The following is an 18,192-nucleotide window of genomic DNA, read 5'->3' as shown; positions in this document are numbered from 1 at the left end:
CTCCCCGAGGCTCAGGACTCACTTCCGTAACACGCCGATACCCGGCAAACCAGACGGCCACACGTCTTGCACCCAGGGCGACTCTCCGCTTTCCCGCGCTACGGAGCGTCGCGCGAACGCCGGTCGGGCCGTGCGGCGCCGCGCTGCCGCCCCTTCGCGTCCCGGACGGTCTCGTCGGCGGAAGCCCGGCCCGCGGCCGGTCGCTAGAATCCTCTTCCATGTCGAGGCCTGACGAACTGCTCGTTGACGTCGCCGCTCTGGTGGAAACCGCGCACAGCAATCAGATGTCTCTGACCGTGGTCACCGGTGGCGCCGTCCTTACCGGCCGGCTCGCTCCCGAGGCGGTGTGGCGCCAGCGCGTGTCGGAGGTCCTCGCGGACTCGGACCAGCTAAGTGGTTTCGCCGCCGTGTTCACGGCCGGCCCGCGCAAGGACGGCCCGCCCCAGTACCTGCACTTCCATGTCGCGCGGATCTTGCAGGGCTCGGTGGGCATCCCGGAGACGGGCGGGATGTACCGCGTGGCCATCAAGGACGTCAGCGCCTGGACGATGGGCGACTTCAGCTACATCGACCACTGACGTCACGGTGTCCGCGTGCAATCAGGATGCCCTCGTGACATCAGGGCGCCCGCACCGCCGGGCGGACGGGCGGACGGGCGGGCGGGCGGCGGGCGATGAGTTTCGCGGGCGGGCGGGGTCTATGGGTGTGAGCCACATGCTGTGGCGTGAACCTTGGAGGAGTCCATGACCGCCCAGGCACTACCGCCCGTAGTCGACGCCGCGACCTGGCAGCGCCGGCTGGACGAGCTGCGCGTCCAGGAAAAGGCCGCCACCCGGCAACTCGACGCCCTCGCCGCCCAGCGTCGCAGGCTGCCGATGGTCGAGATGCCCGACTACACGCTCGAAGGCGAAGAGGGGCCGGTCCGGCTGGCCGATGTCTTCGGCGACAAGTCCCAGCTCATCGTCTACAGCCACATGTGGTTCCCCGGCAAGGCGTGGCAGTGCTCGGGCTGTACGGGCTTCACGTCCCAGTTCACCCGGCTGGGCTTCCTCGATGCCTACGACGCCCGGTTCGTGATCGTCACCCAGGGCCCGATCGACGAGGCCCTCGCGTACAAGCGCCGGGTCGGCAACCGGATGAGCTGGTACTCCACGGCGAACAGCCCGTTCGGCGCGGACGTCGGCGCACCGCCCGGCGGTGGCTTCGCGGTCAATGTGTTCCTGCGCCATGGCGACACCGTCTACCGCACGTGGCACACGACGGGCCGTGGCACGGAGCAGCTCAGCCACACCTTCGCCCTGATCGACCTCCTGCCCTACGGGCGCCAGGAGGAGTGGCAGGACTCCCCCGAGGGCTGGCCCCAGTCCCCCACGTACAGCCGGTGGAGCGGCTCCGAGGACATCGCCGCCCTCTACGGACCGGATGCGCGGGGCGAGGGAGCGCAAGCGTAAGCGGGCGAGCACGTGGAGGGTTGAGCCGCTCAGCGGGCCCCGCCGTCGACCGGCGGGGCTTCGTGCTGTGTGCCCTCCCTCATAGCCCTCTCGTAACCCTGCGTCCGAGGGGCACAGGGCCGTCCTTATACGATCGCGAGCAACCGGTACCGCCACCGGGCCGGGCCGGCCGCACCCGGGACCCGCCACGGAGGTCGGGCGACTTCGCCGCCAACCGCACGCAAGGACGACCGAGATGACGCACGGAGCAGGCCTGTCCGCAGCCGCACGCCGGGTGCCCTACGAGGACCCCGGACTGCCGGATCACCGCAGTCCGCTGCGCTTCCTGTGGTGGCTCACGACAAGTCAGCGCAACCGGGTGCTCCTCGGCGCCCTCTGGGGGAGCACATGGATGTGCGCGCTGATGGTGCCGCCGTATCTGCTGTCCAGGACGATCGACGCCGGACTCCGGGCCCGTGACACGCGGGCGCTGATCCTGTGGACGGGCGCGGTCCTCGTCACGGGCGCCGTCGTCGCCGTCCTCGGCATTCTGCGGCACCGCACCATGACGCTGGTCCGTGTGGACGCGGCCTACCGCACGGTGCAGGTGGTGACGCGCCACGTCACCCGCCTCGGCTCCGCCCTGTCCCGCCAGGTGTCGGCGGGCGAACTCGCCCATCTCCAGGCCGGTGACATAGGCAGGATCGCCCAGACGCTCACCATCACGGGGCCCGGCGTGGGCGCCGCCATCGCCTACGTCGTCACCGCCGTGCTGCTGTTCCGGATCTCCGCCGTTCTCGCCGTGGTGATCCTGCTCGGCGTTCCGGCACTCGCTCTCACCGTGGGGCCCCTGCTGGGAAAGCTGCACAACGCCGAGAACCATTATCGCGAGGAGCAGGGCGCCCTCACCGCTCTCGCCGGCGACATGGTGTCCGGCCTGAGCGTGCTCGGCGGAATCGGCGGCAAGCCCATGTTCGCCGGGCGCTACCGGGAACGCTCCCGGGCGCTCGTGCCCCTCGGCTACCGCATCGCCGCCGTGACCAGTTGGGTCCAGGCACTCACCACGTGTCTGCCCGTGATGTTCCTCGCCGTCGTGACGTGGCTCGGCGCGCGGATGGCCGTCGCCGGCACCATCAGCGTGGGTGAACTCGTGGCGGTGTACGGATATGTCGCCGCGCTGCTGGCCCCCGTCGCGTTCTTCATCGAGGGGGCCGACGACCTGCCGCGCGGGCTGGTGTCCGCACGGCGTGTGGTCGACATCCTGGCACTCGGGCCGGCCGACGAGGACCACAGGACCCGGCTCGATCCGCCGGCCCCGCCCGCCGCGCTGCACGATCCCGAGTCGGGCCTGCTGCTCTCCCCGGGGAAGGTGACGGCTCTGGTCGCGGCCCGGCCCGGTGCGTCACGGGCCGTGGTGGAGCGCCTGGCCGGCTACACCGACTCCGACGTCTCGTGGGGCGGCGCCACACTTTCCGAGTGGGACCGCACGGCGCTGAGGCGCCACATCCTGCTCGCCGACAACGATGCCTACATGTTCGCCGGCCCCCTACGCACCGTCGTCTCGGGGCCCTCCGACCACACCGACGCCGACATTGTGCAGGGCCTGCGTGCCGCCGCCGCGGACGACATCGTCGAAGCCTCGGCGGACGGCCTCGACACCCACCTGGAGGACCGGGCCCGCAATGTGTCGGGTGGCCAGCGCCAAAGGCTGCGGCTGACACGCGCCCTGCTCGCGGATCCCGCGGTGCTCCTCCTGGTGGAACCGACGTCGGCCCTCGACGCGCTCACCGAGGCGACCGTCGCGGCCCGGCTGGCGGAGCGCCGCAGCGGGCGTACGACGCTCGTCGTCACCACATCGCCCCTCGTGCTCGGGCACGCCGACGAAGTCGCCTACTTGGTGGACGGGAAGGTGCGGGCGACCGGCACCCATCGCCACCTCCTGGCCCGCCAACCCGGTTACGCGGCCCTGGTGTTCCGCTCCTCGGGCAGCGAGGCGACGGCGACGACCGCGGCGACGGGGACGCACGGCCCGGCCGTCGCCGCGCGGCTCGGCGCGGGAGAGACCCGATGAGCCGCGCCGACACGACACCACGGCTGCCGATAGCGGACGCCGGGACGGCACGTCGGGCCGCTCTGCGTCTCCTCAGGGACGACCGGGGCGCCGTCCTGGCAACCTTGTTCCTGACGTGTTGTGCCGCGGCGGCCGGCGCGGCCGGGCCATGGCTCCTCGGCCGCATCGTGACCGGCGTCGAGAGGGGCGGCCTGTCCTCCTCGGGAGTCGACGCGCTGGCCGCGACCGTTCTGGGCTTCGCGGCCGCCCAGTTGGTCCTGACGCGCTGCGCCCGGCTCCTGTCCCACCGCTTCGGCGAGCGCGCACTGGCCCGGCTCCGCGAGGAGGTCGTCGACGGCGCGCTCGCCCTGCCGGGGCGCATCGCGAACAAGGTGGGGACCGGCGACCTGGTGACCCGCTCCACCCTGGACGTCTCGACCGTGGCGGCCACGCTGCGCACGGCGGCCCCGGACATCTTCATCGCGGGCGTCCAGGTCGTGTTCATGTTCGGCGCGGTCATCCTGCTCGACCCGCTGCTCGGGCTGTGCTCCGTGGTGGGCCTCCCCCTCGTGTGGCTCGTGAGCCGCTGGTACCTGGCGCGCTCCCGCGCCGCCTATCTGGCCGAGGGCGCGGCCGGCGGCGAGGTGTCCGAGATCCTCAACTCCACGGCCCACGGCGCCCGCACCGTGGAGGCGTACGGGCTGCGCGCACGGCAGAACCGGGCTCTCGACCAGGCCATCGACACCACCTACCGTGCCGGCAGGGGCACCCTCGCCCTTCGTACCGTGCTGTTTCCGCTCACTGAGTTCGCGCACACCGTGCCCATGGCGCTCATCCTGCTCGTGGGCGGCCTGCGCTATCTCGACGGGGCAATCCCCCTGGGCTCCGTGGTGGCGGCCGGCCTCTACATGTGGCAGCTGGTCGACCCGCTCAATCAAATGCTGTACTGGGTCGAGCAGTTGCAGCGCAGCGGCGCGGCGTTCGCGCGGATCAAGGGCGTCGGCCTGGTGTCCCGCACGCCGGACGCTTCCGTGCCGTCCCCGGCGGACGACGTCATCGAGGTCAAGGGTGTGCGCTACGCCTACCTCCCCCCGCACGACGTCCTGAGGGACGTCGAGTTGCTGGTACGTCCCGGCGAACGCCTCGCGGTGGTGGGCCAGTCCGGGGCCGGCAAGTCCACCCTCGGCGCGTTGCTCTCCGGTATGGACGCCCCCGACGCCGGATCGATCCTGCTCGGCGGCGTCCCCGTGGCCGACCTGGCCGCGGCGGGCGAGCTGGGCAACCGCGTCGTCCTCATCACCCAGCAGCACCACGTGTTCATGGGCACCCTGCGCGACAACATGATCATGGCCGCGCCGGATGCCGACGACGAGGCGATCATGTCGGCGCTCGCCCTGGTGGAGGCGGACTGGGCGGCGGATCTGCCCGACGGACTCGACACCCGGCTCGGCGCGGGCGGCCTCGACCTGGAGGCCTCGCAGGCCCAGCAGCTCACGCTGGCCCGGGTGCAGCTGGCCGATCCGCACACGCTGATCCTGGACGAGGCCACCTCGCTCCTCGACCCGACGACGGCCCGCCAGGCGGAGCGGGCGATCGCCGCCGTCCGATCCGACCGCACCGTCATAGCCATCGCCCACCGCCTCCAGAGCGCACACGACGCCGATCGCGTCGCCGTCATGGAGGCCGGTCGCATCGTCGAGCTGGGGACGCACGACGAACTGGTCGGCGCGGGCGGGGCGTACGCGGCACTGTGGCGGGCGTGGAACGGCGAAGGCTGAGCCCCGGCCGCCGCCCGTCCTCCGGGCCGGCTCTCCGCCCCGGGCCGGACCCCGACCCCGGCCCGGACGTACCCCATACGGCTCAGTCCGGCGCGCCTTGCTCCGCAGGGCACCCTTGACTGTGGGCGTGGACACCTCGAAGCCCTCCGCTGCCGCGTACCGGAACCTGGTGATGGCGACAATCGGGTTCACGCTCACGTTCTGGGCGTGGGACCTGATCGCTCCGCTGGCCGGTGACTACAAGGACCGGCTGCATCTCAGCTCGCTCCAACAGTCGTTGCTGGTCGCGGTCCCCGTCCTCGTCGGGTCGCTGGGGCGGATCCCGGTGGGTGCGCTCACCGACCGGTACGGCGCGAAGCTGATGTTCCCGCTGATGTCCGCGCTGACCATCGTGCCCGTACTGCTGCTGATCCCGGCGCGCAACAGTTACGGCCTGATGCTGGTGGTCGGGTTCCTGCTGGGGCTCGGCGGCACGACGTTCGCGATCGGTATCCCCCTGGTCAACTCCTGGTTCCCGCCGCACAAGCGGGGCCTCGCGCTCGGCGTGTTCGGCATGGGCATGGGGGGCGTGGCCCTCTCCGGATACCTCACGCCCCGCATCGCCAAGCACGGCTACAACGTTCCGTTCCTCGTCGTGGCGATCGCCCTCGCGGCGTACGCCGTGCTCGCGGCGCTGCTCATCACGGACCGTCCGGACCGGCCCGTCCCGACCGCCACCCTGGCCTCGCGGCTCGGCCAGGCCGGGCGGCTGAGGGTGACCTGGGAGCTCTCGGCGCTGTACGCGATCGGCTTCGGCGGCATCGTCGCCTTCGGCGTGTACCTGCCCACGTATCTCAAGACGTGGTACGCGCTGTCGCCGACCGACGCGGGATCCAAGGCGGCCGGATTCGCCCTGGCCACGGTCATCTTCCGACCGATCGGCGGCTGGCTCTCGGACCGCGTCCACCCCGCTGTGGTCACCGCCGGGGCGCTGGGCGTGGTGGCCCTGCTCGCGATCGTGCAGGCCTTCGATCCCACGCTGTACCCCGGCGGCACGATCGCCCTGCTGTGCATGGGCGCGGGACTCGGCACGGCCAGCGGCAGCGTCTTCGCCCTGGTCTCCCAGGTGACGCCACAGCCCCAGGTGGGCAGCGTGACCGGCATCGTGGGAGCGATGGGCGGCCTCGGCGGGTTCGTGCCGCCGCTCGTCATGGGCGCGATCTACAGCGCGAAGGACTCGTACTCGATCGGCTTCATGCTCCTGTCCGACCTGGCGCTCGCCGGCTGTGTCTATGCCTACGCCCGGATGCGGACGAGCCGCCCGGCCGTCGAGTCCGGCGCCGCACCGGCCCCCGACCTCGGGCGGCGGGCGCCCGAGGACCTCGGGCAGCGGACTCCGGGTGACACCGGGCAACAGGCGCGGGACGCGCGCTAGGTCGTGTCTGTGAACCCCGCGTGGGGGCGGGCCACGCCCCCACGGGCGGTCAGGCGCGTTCCGGTTCCCTCAGCTGCCGGGGCAACGGCCGGCAGTGGACGATCTCCAACCCCGACACCGCCCGCGTCAGGACCACGTACAAGCGGTGCAGTCCGCGGTCCTCCGACGCCGCGATCTCGGCCGGTTCCACGGCCACGACGTGGTCGTATTCGAGGCCCTTGGCCAGCGACGCGGGCAGCAGCGCGAGGCGTCCCCCGGCGCTCGCGGAAAGGCCCGCCGTCGTGAGGGCCGCTTCCAGTTCGCGTACGGCGCCGTCGGCGGCGATCACGCCCACCGACCCCTCGCGGCCCAGGGCCGCCCGCACCGCTTCGACCACCGCATCGGCCAGACCCCGCGGGGACGTGACCTCGCGACGGCTCAGCCGGCCGTCCCCGCGCAGGGACCGCCCGCTCGGTACGTCCACGTCGAGCGCGGGAAGCAGCCGGTTTGCCAGCTCCACGATCGCGGCCGGCACACGGAACCCGGTGGTCAACGGCACCACCGCGGCCTCCGGTTTGCCGAGGTGGCCCAGTTGGGTGCGCCAGTCGCGGGCCGCCCACGGCGTGGTGCCCTGAGCCAGGTCGCCGAGCACCGTCAGCGAGCCGAACACGGCCCGCCGTGCGATCGCGCGGCACTGCATCGGGGACAGGTCCTGCGCCTCGTCCTCGACGATGTGCCCGTACCCCGGCGGGTGCTCGATGAGACCGGACACCTCGTCGAGGAGCACCAGGTCGGCCTCCGACCATTTCGCGGACTTCCACGACCGGGGCGGCTTCGCCCACAGCAGCGTCTTCTGTTCGGCCGGGTCCAGGATGCCGTCGGCGGCCGCGGCCAGCGCGTCGGGGTCCGTGAACAACGCGGCGACGACCTCCTCCGGCTTCACCCTCGGCCACACGGCATCGACGTACTCCGTCACCGGGCGCGCCCGGGTGATCTTCTGGAGCCAGGTGCTGTTCAGGGGTCCGGTCCGCTGCTCGGCCTGGAGCTGCATCGCCCTGACCGCCCGGCTGCGCACCCGCTCCCGCCCGGTGGCGTACGGCGGCGCCTCGGCCCGTACCTCCCGGACGATGGACGCGAGTTCGCTCCGCGCCACCCTCCAGGTGTACGAACCCTCGCGCAGCGCCAGGGAGTTGAGGGGTTCGACGATGTGGCCGTACAGCGCGCGCCGGACCACGTCGGCCATGCGCGCGTCGTGCTTGACGAGCGCCGCCGCCGGTTCGTCGACGGCACGAACCTCACGGCCGCGGGTCTCGCGCACGATCTCCTCGTCCACGGTCGACTGACGGATGTCGTTCTCGCCGAGCGCGGGAAGCACTTCGCAGACGTAGGCGAGGAAAGTGCGGTTGGGGCCGAGCACCAGAAGGCCGCGGCGCTGGATGCGCTGCGGATAGGTGTAGAGGAGGTACGCCGCTCGGTGCAGCCCTACGGCGGTCTTGCCGGTGCCGGGCGCACCCTGCACACAGAAGGACCGGGCGAGTTCGGCCCGCACGAGATCGTCCTGGTCGGGCTGGATGGTCGCCGCGATGTCCCGCATGGGGCCGACGCGGGGACGCTCGATCTCCCCGGCGAGAATCGTGCCGGTGGGGGCCGTGCCGGTGGGGGCAGTGCCGGTGGTCGTCGCGGCGGCCGGTGTGCCCGGCGCCGCCAGAGGCTCGTCCTCCAAGCCCGTCAGTTCTTCGGCGACACCCGTACTGCCCTGCGCCCAGCCGAAGCGGCGACGGACTGCGACGCCCTGCGGGTCGCGGGCGCTCGCCTGATAGAAGCGGCGCGAGACCGGGGCGCGCCAGTCGACGACCAGGGGCGGGGCGGAGGGGTGTTCGCCGATGCGGCGGCGGCCGATGTGGTAGCTCTGGCCGGCGTGATCGCCTGCCGCGGACGGCGATGCGCCGAAGTCGAGGCGGCCGAAGAACAGCGGCCCTTCCGGCATCTCCCTCAACTCCTTCGCCCAGCTACGGAGTTGATACCCGAGGACTTCCGCGTCGGCACCGGAGGCGAAGGCGTTCTCGCCGATGACCACGCACTGCCCGGCACCCTCGGTCATGGCGGCGAGGGCGGCTCGACAGGCGTCGTGATAGGCGCGCTCCCGGCCCAGTTCCCGAGCCGGATCCCGAGCCGGATCCCGAGCCGGATCCTGAGCCAGATCCCGAGCCAGATCCCGAGCCGGAATCCGGTCCGGATCCTGGTCATGTGACGTCATGCGGATCACGATACCGCAACCCGGTTACATTTTTAACTTAGTAACGTTTTCGCGATCCACCACGCCTGCCGAACGGCACACTGCCACGCCGGGACGACCGGGCGGGCGGGCGTTGCGCCGCTCAGCGGGACTTCTCGCCGTACCTGCCGCCCAGCCCCTCCCCCAGCTGCTCGAACCCACGGTCTGCCGCCTCGACCGCCTGCGCGTAGAGCGCCGCCGCGCTCTCCCCCGCCGCGATCCGGCGCCAGTTGTCCAGGGCGAGAATGCGCTGGACCGCGATGATCTGGCCGGCCGCGATCCGGGCGTCGAGCCCGTCACCGAGTTCGGCGGAGAGGGCCTGCTCGGACCTGTCCTGGTAGCCGTACAGCCGGGCCACCAGGCTCGGGGTGCCGTACAACAGCCCGTGGTAGGCGAGCACATGTGGGTTGTCGCTCAAGCCAGTCACCGGATCATGGCTTCGCAGACCATGGCGGAAGTGGGCGTGCAGGGCGGGCAGGGGCGCGAGTCCGTCGGTGCGGCCCTGGGCCACGACGCGTGCCGCTTCGTCCTGATGATCGGCGAACCGGTACAGGACCAGGTCCTCCTTGGCGGGGAAGTAGCGGAACAGGGTCGGCTTGGAGATCCCGGCCGCCGCCGCCACCTCGGCGACCGACACCCCGTCGAAGCCCCGCTCGAGGAACAGCGCGACGGCCGTGTCCGACACCGACTCGTACGTCCGCTGCCTCTTGAGCTCCCGCAAACCCATCTCGCCACCCATGGGACGAGCGTACGGGGGCCACGGCTCGGCGAGGCGCCGAGGCCCGCCCCTCGGGACCCGCTTGCCCGCTCGCAAGCCTCGCGTGTCAAAATCCTGGCCAGTGCCGACGGACGACCCGAGATCCGGTGCGACACGACGTGTGGCGCGCGCCCATATGCCGGCCACATCGGACATGTCGGCCACGTCGGGCCGAGAAAAGGGACGTGGGCCGCCCGGCTCTGCACCACCCAGCCACCCCGCACACAGCCACCCAGCCAGTCCAGAACGTGGGAGAACCGTGCACCATCCGACCGTCGCCCCGCTCGACCGGGCCCACCTGTCGGCGCAATTCGGCCGCCTGGGCGTCCGGGCGGGCTCGGCTCTGATCGTGCACGCCTCGCTGTCCGCTGTCGGGCGCGTCGAGGGCGGGGCGGCGGCCGTGGTCGGCGCGCTCCTGGACTGCCTCACTCCCACCGGCACCCTGGTCGTGCCGGCCTTCACGCCCGAGGTCACCGACCCTTGTCCGCTGGACCCGGCGCCGACCAGTGACGACGTGGCGGCGGCACGCGATGCGACGCCTCTCTTCCACGACGCCCTGCCGACGTCGATGGGGGCCGTCCCCTCCGCCGTCCTCGCCCATCCCGGGCGGATCCGTGGCGCCCATCCCCAGGCATCGGTCGCCGCCGTCGGGCCCGCCGCCCACGAGATCACCCGGCGTCAGCCACTCGCGTACGCCCTCGGCGCGGGCTCGCCCTTCGACGTTCTGCACGACCTGGACGCCGACATCCTCCTGCTCGGCGTGGGGCACAACCGCAACTCCTTTCTCCACTACGCCGAGTCCCGGGTGCCCCACCACCGCCGCAAGCTGCGCCGCTTCCCCTACGTCGTCGGTGACCAGCGCGTGTGGGTAGAGGCGCGTGATGTCGGCGACGACAACAGCACCCATTTCCCGCGCGTCGGCGAGGAGTTCGCCGCCACCGGCCAGGTCCGCGCACACACGGTCGGCCAGGCGCCCTGCCTGCTCATGAGCAGCCGCGCGCTCACCGAATTCGCCACGCGACGCCTGGCCGAACTCCTGGCCGCCGGACAGAACTGACCCGGCTCCGCACACGGTCACCGACCGCGCCACCGCTCCGTCAGATGCGCCAGGCGTGGATCCGTTCGGCCGCCTGGTACACGCTGACCTTGCCGGCCTGAATGTCGCGTACGAGGTCGACCATGGCACCGTACGGCGGGTCGATGCCCTCGCCGGAGGCGTACATGTACGCGGCCGTGACCTGGCAGGCGTACAGGCTGTTCCGGTGGGGCAGGGGCTGCAGCCGTACCAGCGTGTGCAGGAGGGCGGCGGCCCGCCACGCGGGTTCGGGGTCGGCGGTGGAAGGGCGGGGGATGCGGGTCCTGTGGCGGGCCACGGCCGCGACGAGCGCGGAGTAGTCGGCGACGCTCACGTCCTCGGGGACGGCCTGCTCCTGCACGTCAAGGAGCCACGGGACATCGATGTAGAGGGCCATCAGGCGGCGTCCGCCCCCCGGCCCCGGGATCCGGGTGGTGCCTCGTCGGGAAAGGCGTCGTCGAACTCGGCGCGCTGCTGCTCCCCCCAGGAGAGGGCGTAGCGGACGAACTGGAGACGCTGCTGTTCGCGCAGCGGCAGATCATGCACGTACTGCTTGAGGGACTTCCCCTCGGCGGCCGCGGCAGCCCGGACCGCTTCGAGTTCCTCATCGGTGAAGGTGATGTTCAAAGACGGCATACAGCCGATGGTACCTAGTTGGTACCTGCCCTGCCACGGGGGGACGGCACCTACTCCTGACGCGGGGCGTCGCCGACGGCGGTCGACTCCGGCGCCCCGCGCGCCTCGCCCTCGGCCACGGCGGTCGTCCGGACGTCCGGGCCCGTCAGGGAGCGCGTACGCGGACTTTCGGGCCTGCTGAGATACTCGCCGCCATGGATACGCATACGGGTACGGGTACGGCCGAGATACCGATGGGTCGCGGGCCGGGCCGACTCGGCGGGGCACAGCCCGTCGCATGGACGCTGCGTGCGGCCGAGCCCGCGGACGTCGAGCCGATCGCGGAGCTGCGGGCCGTGGTGATGCGTCCGGACCTGGAGCGCCTGGGACGCTACGACGAGCACCGGGTGCGCCGGCGATTGCGCGACGCCTTCGTGCCCCGGCACACGTCGGTGGTCGTGATCGAGGGCGCCCTCGCGGGCTGCGTCGCGCTGCGCCCGGCCGAGGACGCGCAGTGGCTGGAACACTTCTACCTGGCCCCCGGCCTCCAGGGCCGCGGAGTCGGATCCGCCGTGCTGCGGACCGTATTGCGGCGGACCGACGCCGACGGCACGCCCGTGCGTTTGAACGTCCTTCAGGGCAGCGCCGCCCAACGGCTGTACGCACGCCATGGTTTCACCGTGGAGGCGCAGGACCCCGTCGACGTCTTCATGGTGCGCCGACCCGGCGCGGGCCCGCTTCGAGAACACGAAGGACGAGAAGGAGGGGCTCCGGCCCTGACCTCGGTGGGCGGCGCCGCACAAGCCTCGGTCACGGTGACGTCATGAGCGATGCCATCATGAGCGATGACGTCGACTGGCGTGCGGACCGGATCGGCGCCGCCCTGCGCGGCGAAAACCCCACCGTGATGCGGCGGTTGAGGGCCGGATTCGCGGTGATCGGGGATGTGCAGTTCCTGCCGGGCTACTCGGTCCTCCTGGTGGACGATCCGCGCGTGGAACGCCTGTCCGAACTCCCGCGGGCGAAACGCCTGGCCTTCCTCTCCGACATGGACGCGCTGGGCGAATCCGTCGAATCCGCGTGCCGTGCGCTGGACCCGGCGTTTCGCCGGGTCAATCTGGAGATCCTCGGCAACACCGACGGGTTCCTGCACGCACACGTGTGGCCACGCTTCTCCTGGGAACCGGCCGACCTGGTCCATCTCCCGGTCTGGCTCTACCCGCACGAGAACTGGAGGGACGTACGCCACGCCCTGGCTCACCGGCACGACGCCCTGCGCGAGCGGATCACGAGCGAACTCGACCGGGCGGCCCAAGAGGCCTGACGGCGGTCCGGGCCCTTCCCTGCTCGCGCTCGTACGCCGCCGCACTACCGTGCCGGTGTGGACCTTTCGCACGCCGGTCCCGACACGGCACCGACGGCCGACGCGGTGACCTACTGGAGCGTGGCGGACCAGGCGCCCACCGGTGACGGTCCGCTCGACGCACTGATCGTCCGGGCTGGCCGCCGCGTACGAGGAAGTCGGGCTGCTCACGCTCCACCTGGACGACGTCGGTTCCTGGGTGGTGATCCGCAGGTGGCGATCGGCGAGTTCGGCTGCGCGCCCCGCCGCGGAGTTGAGGATCAAGGATCTCCGTCGAATGCGTGGCCGGTTCCCCCATATAGTCCCTGCCGTGTTGCAGGGCCTGGTGTCCGTCGTTGAGTGGAGATGACACGAAAACCCAAGCCGTGTCGCACGAAAGGATTGTCATGCGTATTCGAACCGGCATCGCCACTTCGGTCACCGGACTGGCTGCCGCAGCTGTACTCGCTCTGTCCGTCAGCCCGGCTACGGCTGTTACAGACCCCACGCCCCCGGTCGCCCCGCCGGCATTGCCCTCTCTGCCGGTGACCCCGCCGGCCCTCCCCGTGACGCCGCCTTCTCTGCCGGTGACCCCGCCGGCCCTCCCCGTGACGCCGCCCTCTCTCCCGGTCACACCGCCGGCCCTCCCCGTGACGCCGCCTTCTCTCCCGGTCACACCGCCCGCCAAGTAGCCGGGCGGAGCTCCGGGCCATGGCCCAAGCCGTCTCAGCGGTCTGATGCGGCTTGGGTCGTGCCCGCCGTTTCGGCGTCGGCGACCGCCGAGTGTGAAGACGGCCCCCTCGCGATCCTGAACCCTGCCGAGAGCTCCCAGAGTTCAGGATCGCGAGGGGGCCGTGGGATGAGCGTGCCAGGGGCCGGTCCGCGACCGGACGGGCCCGTGCGGGCACCTCGGCCGTCCGGTAGCGGAGTTCTACGCCGAGGCGGCGCCGACCGGCCGCCGGGTCGCATCGGCGAGCCGAGGGAGATCGCCGACGCCGTGAGCTAGCTGCTCGGCCAGGAAGCGTCCTTCGTCACCGGTGCGGTGTTGACGGTGGACGGAGGAGGCACGGTGTGGCCGCACGTCCGCGTGGCAACCGGTTTGCGGAGGGCGGGCCGTGCGGGCGGGTGGACGAATCGGCTGCGCGCGCACTGACACAGCCGGGTCCCTTGCGTCAGGGTGCCTTTCAATGCCCTTGCCGCCCCCGCGTCTTGACGACGCGGCGTTGAAATTCCTCTTCACTTCGGGGGTTCGGTCGGGCAGAGTGAAGGGTGGGGCGGACGTGACCACGTAGGGCGAGCGGCCGTTCCCGCCGCGTAGGGCCGTCCGACCCCAAAGGCCTGCCCGTTCAGCTAAGTTACTGGTACGTAAGCTTGGCCGGGCGGTCATGGCGGGTGCAGGGGGCGGCTGACAGGCTCCCCGTATGAAGGTCCTTCCGCGGCTGCATAAAGCCGTCCTGTTGAACTCGGCGCTCGGTGTAGTGCTCATCGCGGCCGTGGGTGGTGCCTACGCGGTGGTGGACACTCCCGGTTCCGCTCACGCGCGCACGGACACGCGCACGGCCGCCGTCTCCACGGGAAAGGTGCAGGCGACCGTCGCCGGGGCCGGGTTGCTGGCGTCGCCGAGCGACGCCGGCGTCAATTTCACCACCGGTGGTCAGCTGACCAAGGTCGACGTCAAGGCCGGTGACAAGGTCGCCAAGGGCCAGGTGCTGGCGAAGGTCGACGACAAGGCGGCGCGCCTGGTGCTCGCCGAGGCCAAGACCTCGCTGGCCGCGTCCAAGGCGTACCTCGACAAGGTGGCGCAGGGCCAGCCGGCCGGCCCGTCGCCCAGTACCGGTACCAACCCGACGGGCGGGGCGACCCACTCCACCGGTCCTACGCCCAAGACCACCCCGACGCCCACCCCCACTCCCACGCCCTCCAAACCCACGGCGACGCCCTCGGACTCGGCCTCTCCCGGTGCCGCGGACGACGTGTCCTTCGTCCACGACGTCTCGTACGTGCGGGTGGTCCCCGCCGCGGCGCCGTCCGTGGACCCCGCTCAACTCCTCCAGGCCCAGACCCAGGTGGCGCAGGCGCAGAGCGTGGTGGACACCGCGCAGCGCACGCTCGACGGGACCGTTCTGACGGCACCGGTCGACGGCACCGTCGCGTCCGTGGGCGCCACCGTCGGCCAGACCGTGACCGGTACGACGTACACCGCAGGAGCGGGCGCCGTTCCGGGTACGGTGCCGGCGCCCGGCGCGTCGGGCAACCCCGCCGCGGGCGGCACCCCTGCCGCGCCGAGCGGCTTCATCGTCCTGACCAATCCGACCGGCATGCAGGTCAAGGCGAACGTCTCGGAGGCCGACGCTCTGCGGCTCAAGCCGGGTCAGTCCGCCACCGTCACCCTCACCGCGCAGTCGACCACCGTGCTCAACGCGAAGGTCCTGTCGGTCGGCACGCTGGCCGTCAACGGCGGCGCCCCGGCCAACGCCCCGCAGTACCCCGTGACGCTCGACATCATGGGACCGACCAAGGACCTGCACACCGGGCAGGGCGTCAGCGTCCAGATAATCGCCGGCGAAGCGTCCGACGCCCTGTTCGTGCCGACGGCCGCCTTGAGCGGCACCGGTCCCCGGCGCACCGTGACGGTCGTCGCGCCCGACGGCGCCGCGCACTCCGCCGAGGTGACGGTGGGCGTCGAGTCGGACACCAACACCCAGATCACCGGCGGCCTGACGCTCGGTCAGAAGGTGCGGATCACCACCGTCGCCCCCTGAGGCGACGGCGCCCACACGTGGCACACCGCACCTAGGCACACCACACGTGGGCAGACCACATAGGGACACCCCACATAGGGACAAGGGAGTACCGAAGACATGGCCCGAGACCGTGACGCGTTCACGAAGGCCGACGGCCAGGACCCCGCGGCGGCCTCGCCTGCGACCACCGCCTCGCCCGTCCTGAACGCGGTCCCCGCGGCGCACCAAGAGCGAGCCGGTGACGCGCTGGACGCCACCACCGCCCTTCCTGGGACAGGCACCGTCACGCAGCCGCAGCCCCTGTCGCCGCGGACCGCACCAGGAGCCGAGGCGCCGGACGACGACGCGAAGAAGGGCGGCATCGCCTCCTGGGTCACGGTGCCGTGGCTGACGCTCCTGCTGGCCGTAGGCATCGTGGCGGCGCTCGGCTTCATCGCGGGCGCGCTGGTGGAGCGGCACCAACTCCCCTGAGCACACGCGCCGTACGCGTAGGGCGGGCCTCCGGAAAACCGGGGCCCGCCTCACGCGATCCCGCACACGGGGCGGGCAGGCGTTGTCAGGGGGCGACGGGCAGTTGGCGCTTGTGCTCGGTGAGTCGGTAGCGGTCGACGATCGTCGTGAAGACCCGCTGGTCCACCGGCTTGCCTTCCAGGAAGTCGTCGATGTCGTCATAGGTGACGCCGAGCGCGTCCTCGTCGGCCTTGCCCGGCGCGAGGGTCTCCAGGTCGGCGGTCGGGACCTTCCAGACCAGTTCGGCGGGCGCGCCCAGCGCGTCCGCGACCGCACGGACGCGGCGCTTGGTCAGACCGGTCAGCGGAACCAGGTCGGCGGCGCCGTCGCCGAACTTCGTGAAGAAGCCGGAGACCGCCTCCGCGGCGTGGTCGGTGCCGACGACCAGGCCGCTGTGGGCACCGGCCACCGCGTACTGGGCGATCATCCGCTGGCGCGCCTTGATGTTGCCGAGGACGAAGTCCTGGTGGCCGTCGCCTGCGAAGCCCACTCCGGCGGTGAGCACGGCCTGGAGCGCCGCGTCGCTCGCGGGCTTGACGTCCACGGTGAGCACCTGGTCGGCCTGGATGAAGGAGAGCGCGATCTGTGCGTCGTGCTCGTCCGCCTGCACGCCGTAGGGCAGTCGCATCGCGTAGAAGCGCGCCTCGTGGCCGGCGGCCCTGGCACGCTCGACGGCGAGCTGGCACAGCCGGCCCGCGGTCGTGGAGTCGACTCCGCCGCTGATGCCGAGGACCAGGCAGCGCAGACCGGTGGAGGTGAGCCGCTCGGCGAGGAAGGCCACCCTGCGCTCGATCTCCCGCTCGGCGTCGAAGGCCGTGGCGACCTGGAGTTCCCGGGCGATCTCCTGTTGCAGGGCGATGGACGCCGTCTCGCTCACGTCTGCTCCTCGTTGCGGTGGGGGTAGATGCTGTCACGCCCAGCCTAACCAAGGCCGGTTCACCAGGTCGGGCGCGGTTCCCGGAACGTACGCCAGGGCCGCTCGGCACGCGCTCACCGCGCTGCGACCCGCGTCCCGGGCGCCAAAGCCCGGCCCGCCGCTCGAGCCGACGCTCCGATCTCATCCCTCCGCGCCGACGCTCTGCCGCCGGCGCAGGATCGCCGCGATCCGCCGGCACCAGTCCCGGTGCTCCCGCTCGAAGGCGAGACCGCGCAGGCACGTCAGATACGGGCCGATCCGCCGACCGTGGAGCAGGAACTCCTCCTCGTCCGCTTCCCCCCGCAACTGCCGCTGCAGCGCGGCGAGCAGCGCGATCTTGGCGTCGGCGGCCGCGGCCCGCTCCTCGAGCTGGGCGATCACCGCCGTGGTGCCGATGCTGTCGGCGCTCTGGACCTTGACGAGGAGGTCGTCGCGGATGAACGAGGGTTTGGAGGCGGCCTCGGCGAAGGTCTCCAACTCGGCGCGGCCGGCTTCGGTGACCTTGAAGAGCCGCTTGTTGGGCCGGGATTCCTGGACCACCTGGCGGCCCGCGACGAGTCCGTCCTTCTCCAGCTTGGCGAGTTCCGCGTAGAGCTGCTGCGGCAGGGCGTGCCAGAAGTTGGCGACGCCGATGTCGAACGCCTTGGCCAGCTGGTAGCCGCTGTACTCACCGTCCAGTAGCGCCGCCAGCACGGCATGTCGCAAGGCCATCGCGGACCCCCTTCCCTTTCCTCGCTCCCTGCCGCATCCTACTCATGAAACTGACTAGTCACTTTGTTGAGTATGGGGAGCACACATGGAAGCCACCTCCGCCACGGACCGTACGAACCCCACCCACTCCACGGCCCCAACGGACCGCACGGGCCCGATGAAGACGGCCACACTCTTCCGCGCCGCCGTGGAGAAGCAGGATCTCGCCGCGCTCGACGACCTCTTCACGGAGGACGTCCGGCTGTACAGCCCGGTCAAGTTCGTGCCCTTCGAGGGCAGGCCGATGGTGCTCGGCCTCTTCGGTGTCCTGGTGCGCGTCTTCGCGGACCTGCGCTACATCGGGCACTACGAAGGAACCGCCGAGACCAGCGTCGACGGCACGGAGGCCCCGTCGGCGGTCCTGCCCTTCCGGGCCACGGTGGACGGCAAGGAGATCCACGGCATCGACCTGCTCCACTTCGACGCATCGGGCCGGATCAAGGAGTTCACGGTGATGGTGCGCCCCCAGTCCGCCGTGCACGCGCTCGGCCAGGCGGTGCTGGCGGGGCTGGTCGCCGACGGACTCGCACCCGCGCCCGGGGACCACTAGCAGGGCG

The 18,192-nt window shown here is 71.7% G+C and carries 17 protein-coding genes and 2 pseudogenes; 12 read left to right on the top strand and 7 right to left on the bottom strand.

The window, feature by feature from the left end:
• The first annotated feature begins 218 nt into the window (after positions 1-218).
• The 5 genes from OG432_RS32430 to OG432_RS32410 all read left to right on the top strand — a co-directional run bounded on the left by OG432_RS32430 (position 219) and on the right by OG432_RS32410 (position 6,672).
• Positions 219-578, top strand: coding sequence for a hypothetical protein (locus OG432_RS32430; protein WP_328314520.1), 360 nt, complete (start codon positions 219-221; stop codon positions 576-578).
• A gap of 165 nt (positions 579-743) precedes the next feature.
• Entirely contained in the window at positions 744-1,451 is a 708-nt protein-coding gene (locus tag OG432_RS32425; RefSeq protein ID WP_328314519.1) for a DUF899 domain-containing protein, read from the top strand.
• A gap of 403 nt (positions 1,452-1,854) precedes the next feature.
• On the top strand, positions 1,855-3,501 hold the full coding sequence (locus OG432_RS32420) for an ABC transporter ATP-binding protein (RefSeq protein WP_443058622.1): 1,647 nt from the start codon (positions 1,855-1,857) through the stop codon (positions 3,499-3,501).
• Positions 3,498-5,258 (top strand): ABC transporter ATP-binding protein, encoded by a 1,761-nt coding sequence (locus tag OG432_RS32415; RefSeq protein WP_328314517.1) that lies wholly within the window; start codon positions 3,498-3,500, stop codon positions 5,256-5,258. Before OG432_RS32420 ends, OG432_RS32415 begins: the two co-directional genes overlap by 4 nt.
• A 172-nt stretch (positions 5,259-5,430) precedes the next feature.
• Positions 5,431-6,672 (top strand): nitrate/nitrite transporter, encoded by a 1,242-nt coding sequence (locus tag OG432_RS32410; protein ID WP_328315336.1) that lies wholly within the window; start codon positions 5,431-5,433, stop codon positions 6,670-6,672.
• A 49-nt stretch (positions 6,673-6,721) separates the two neighbouring features.
• On the opposite strand, the gene OG432_RS32405 is transcribed toward OG432_RS32410, so the two are convergent.
• A complete protein-coding gene (locus tag OG432_RS32405; RefSeq protein WP_328314516.1) occupies positions 6,722-8,908 on the bottom strand; it encodes a HelD family protein in 2,187 nt (728 codons plus the stop codon).
• Between the two features lie 121 nt (positions 8,909-9,029).
• Positions 9,030-9,665, bottom strand: coding sequence for a TetR/AcrR family transcriptional regulator (locus OG432_RS32400; protein ID WP_328314515.1), 636 nt, complete (start codon positions 9,663-9,665; stop codon positions 9,030-9,032).
• Between the two features lie 277 nt (positions 9,666-9,942).
• On the opposite strand from OG432_RS32400, the gene OG432_RS32395 reads away from it, so the two are divergent.
• Positions 9,943-10,740, top strand: a complete 798-nt coding sequence (locus OG432_RS32395) for an aminoglycoside N(3)-acetyltransferase (RefSeq protein WP_328314514.1) — start codon at positions 9,943-9,945, stop codon at positions 10,738-10,740.
• Positions 10,741-10,780: 40 nt separating this feature from the next.
• On the opposite strand, the gene OG432_RS32390 is transcribed toward OG432_RS32395, so the two are convergent.
• From OG432_RS32390 to OG432_RS32380, 3 genes are read right to left on the bottom strand one after another with little or no spacing between them, the layout of a single operon-like run.
• Entirely contained in the window at positions 10,781-11,155 is a 375-nt protein-coding gene (locus OG432_RS32390; protein WP_328314513.1) for a toxin Doc, read from the bottom strand.
• The gene (locus OG432_RS32385) at positions 11,155-11,394 is read right to left on the bottom strand and encodes a hypothetical protein (RefSeq protein ID WP_328314512.1); all 240 of its coding nucleotides are present in this window, start codon (positions 11,392-11,394) and stop codon (positions 11,155-11,157) included. Before OG432_RS32385 ends, OG432_RS32390 begins: the two co-directional genes overlap by 1 nt.
• A 50-nt stretch (positions 11,395-11,444) precedes the next feature.
• Entirely contained in the window at positions 11,445-11,600 is a 156-nt protein-coding gene (locus OG432_RS32380) for a hypothetical protein (protein WP_328314511.1), read from the bottom strand.
• Positions 11,601-11,627: 27 nt separating this feature from the next.
• Here OG432_RS32380 and OG432_RS32375 point away from each other — a divergent pair.
• The 5 genes and pseudogenes from OG432_RS32375 to OG432_RS32355 all read left to right on the top strand — a co-directional run.
• Positions 11,628-12,098 (top strand): annotated as a pseudogene (locus tag OG432_RS32375) (GNAT family N-acetyltransferase); the annotation flags it as partial.
• Between the two features lie 98 nt (positions 12,099-12,196).
• Positions 12,197-12,697 (top strand): diadenosine tetraphosphate hydrolase, encoded by a 501-nt coding sequence (locus OG432_RS32370; RefSeq protein ID WP_328314510.1) that lies wholly within the window; start codon positions 12,197-12,199, stop codon positions 12,695-12,697.
• An 81-nt stretch (positions 12,698-12,778) separates the two neighbouring features.
• Positions 12,779-12,932, top strand: a pseudogene (locus OG432_RS32365) (maleylpyruvate isomerase N-terminal domain-containing protein); the annotation flags it as partial.
• 1,204 nt (positions 12,933-14,136) lie between these two features.
• Positions 14,137-15,477, top strand: a complete 1,341-nt coding sequence (locus OG432_RS32360; RefSeq protein WP_328314509.1) for an efflux RND transporter periplasmic adaptor subunit — start codon at positions 14,137-14,139, stop codon at positions 15,475-15,477.
• 99 nt (positions 15,478-15,576) lie between these two features.
• On the top strand, positions 15,577-15,930 hold the full coding sequence (locus tag OG432_RS32355; RefSeq protein WP_328314508.1) for a hypothetical protein: 354 nt from the start codon (positions 15,577-15,579) through the stop codon (positions 15,928-15,930).
• An 85-nt stretch (positions 15,931-16,015) separates the two neighbouring features.
• Here the strand turns inward: OG432_RS32355 and nadE are convergent, their stop codons facing one another.
• Positions 16,016-16,846: an ammonia-dependent NAD(+) synthetase gene (nadE, locus tag OG432_RS32350; protein WP_328314507.1), complete on the bottom strand. Its 831-nt coding sequence runs from the start codon at positions 16,844-16,846 to the stop codon at positions 16,016-16,018.
• A gap of 180 nt (positions 16,847-17,026) precedes the next feature.
• On the bottom strand, positions 17,027-17,596 hold the full coding sequence (locus OG432_RS32345; RefSeq protein ID WP_328314506.1) for a PadR family transcriptional regulator: 570 nt from the start codon (positions 17,594-17,596) through the stop codon (positions 17,027-17,029).
• Between the two features lie 157 nt (positions 17,597-17,753).
• On the opposite strand from OG432_RS32345, the gene OG432_RS32340 reads away from it, so the two are divergent.
• Positions 17,754-18,185: a nuclear transport factor 2 family protein gene (locus OG432_RS32340; protein ID WP_328315335.1), complete on the top strand. Its 432-nt coding sequence runs from the start codon at positions 17,754-17,756 to the stop codon at positions 18,183-18,185.
• Positions 18,186-18,192: the final 7 nt, after the last annotated feature.

The sequence above is a fragment of the Streptomyces sp. NBC_00442 genome, from assembly GCF_036014195.1.
Taxonomy (GTDB): Bacteria; Actinomycetota; Actinomycetes; order Streptomycetales; family Streptomycetaceae; genus Streptomyces.
Note: the sequence above shows the minus strand (reverse complement) of the source record. Positions and strands in the feature narration are given on the sequence as shown.

What these genes read in the sequence shown, in the direction of transcription:
- OG432_RS32400 (WP_328314515.1), bottom strand. Translation starts at nt 9,665, where the DNA reads ATGGGTGGCGAGATGGGTTTGCGGGAGCTCAAGAGGCAGCGGACGTAC.
- OG432_RS32410 (WP_328315336.1), top strand. Translation starts at nt 5,431, where the DNA reads ATGGCGACAATCGGGTTCACGCTCACGTTCTGGGCGTGGGACCTGATC.
- OG432_RS32345 (WP_328314506.1), bottom strand. Translation starts at nt 17,596, where the DNA reads ATGGCCTTGCGACATGCCGTGCTGGCGGCGCTACTGGACGGTGAGTAC.
- OG432_RS32370 (WP_328314510.1), top strand. Translation starts at nt 12,197, where the DNA reads ATGAGCGATGCCATCATGAGCGATGACGTCGACTGGCGTGCGGACCGG.
- OG432_RS32405 (WP_328314516.1), bottom strand. Translation starts at nt 8,908, where the DNA reads ATGACGTCACATGACCAGGATCCGGACCGGATTCCGGCTCGGGATCTG.
- OG432_RS32390 (WP_328314513.1), bottom strand. Translation starts at nt 11,155, where the DNA reads ATGGCCCTCTACATCGATGTCCCGTGGCTCCTTGACGTGCAGGAGCAG.
- OG432_RS32420 (WP_443058622.1), top strand. Translation starts at nt 1,855, where the DNA reads ATGGTGCCGCCGTATCTGCTGTCCAGGACGATCGACGCCGGACTCCGG.
- OG432_RS32430 (WP_328314520.1), top strand. Translation starts at nt 219, where the DNA reads ATGTCGAGGCCTGACGAACTGCTCGTTGACGTCGCCGCTCTGGTGGAA.
- OG432_RS32380 (WP_328314511.1), bottom strand. Translation starts at nt 11,600, where the DNA reads ATGCGTATCCATGGCGGCGAGTATCTCAGCAGGCCCGAAAGTCCGCGT.
- OG432_RS32355 (WP_328314508.1), top strand. Translation starts at nt 15,577, where the DNA reads ATGGCCCGAGACCGTGACGCGTTCACGAAGGCCGACGGCCAGGACCCC.
- OG432_RS32360 (WP_328314509.1), top strand. Translation starts at nt 14,137, where the DNA reads ATGAAGGTCCTTCCGCGGCTGCATAAAGCCGTCCTGTTGAACTCGGCG.
- OG432_RS32385 (WP_328314512.1), bottom strand. Translation starts at nt 11,394, where the DNA reads ATGCCGTCTTTGAACATCACCTTCACCGATGAGGAACTCGAAGCGGTC.
- OG432_RS32415 (WP_328314517.1), top strand. Translation starts at nt 3,498, where the DNA reads ATGAGCCGCGCCGACACGACACCACGGCTGCCGATAGCGGACGCCGGG.
- OG432_RS32425 (WP_328314519.1), top strand. Translation starts at nt 744, where the DNA reads ATGACCGCCCAGGCACTACCGCCCGTAGTCGACGCCGCGACCTGGCAG.
- OG432_RS32340 (WP_328315335.1), top strand. Translation starts at nt 17,754, where the DNA reads ATGAAGACGGCCACACTCTTCCGCGCCGCCGTGGAGAAGCAGGATCTC.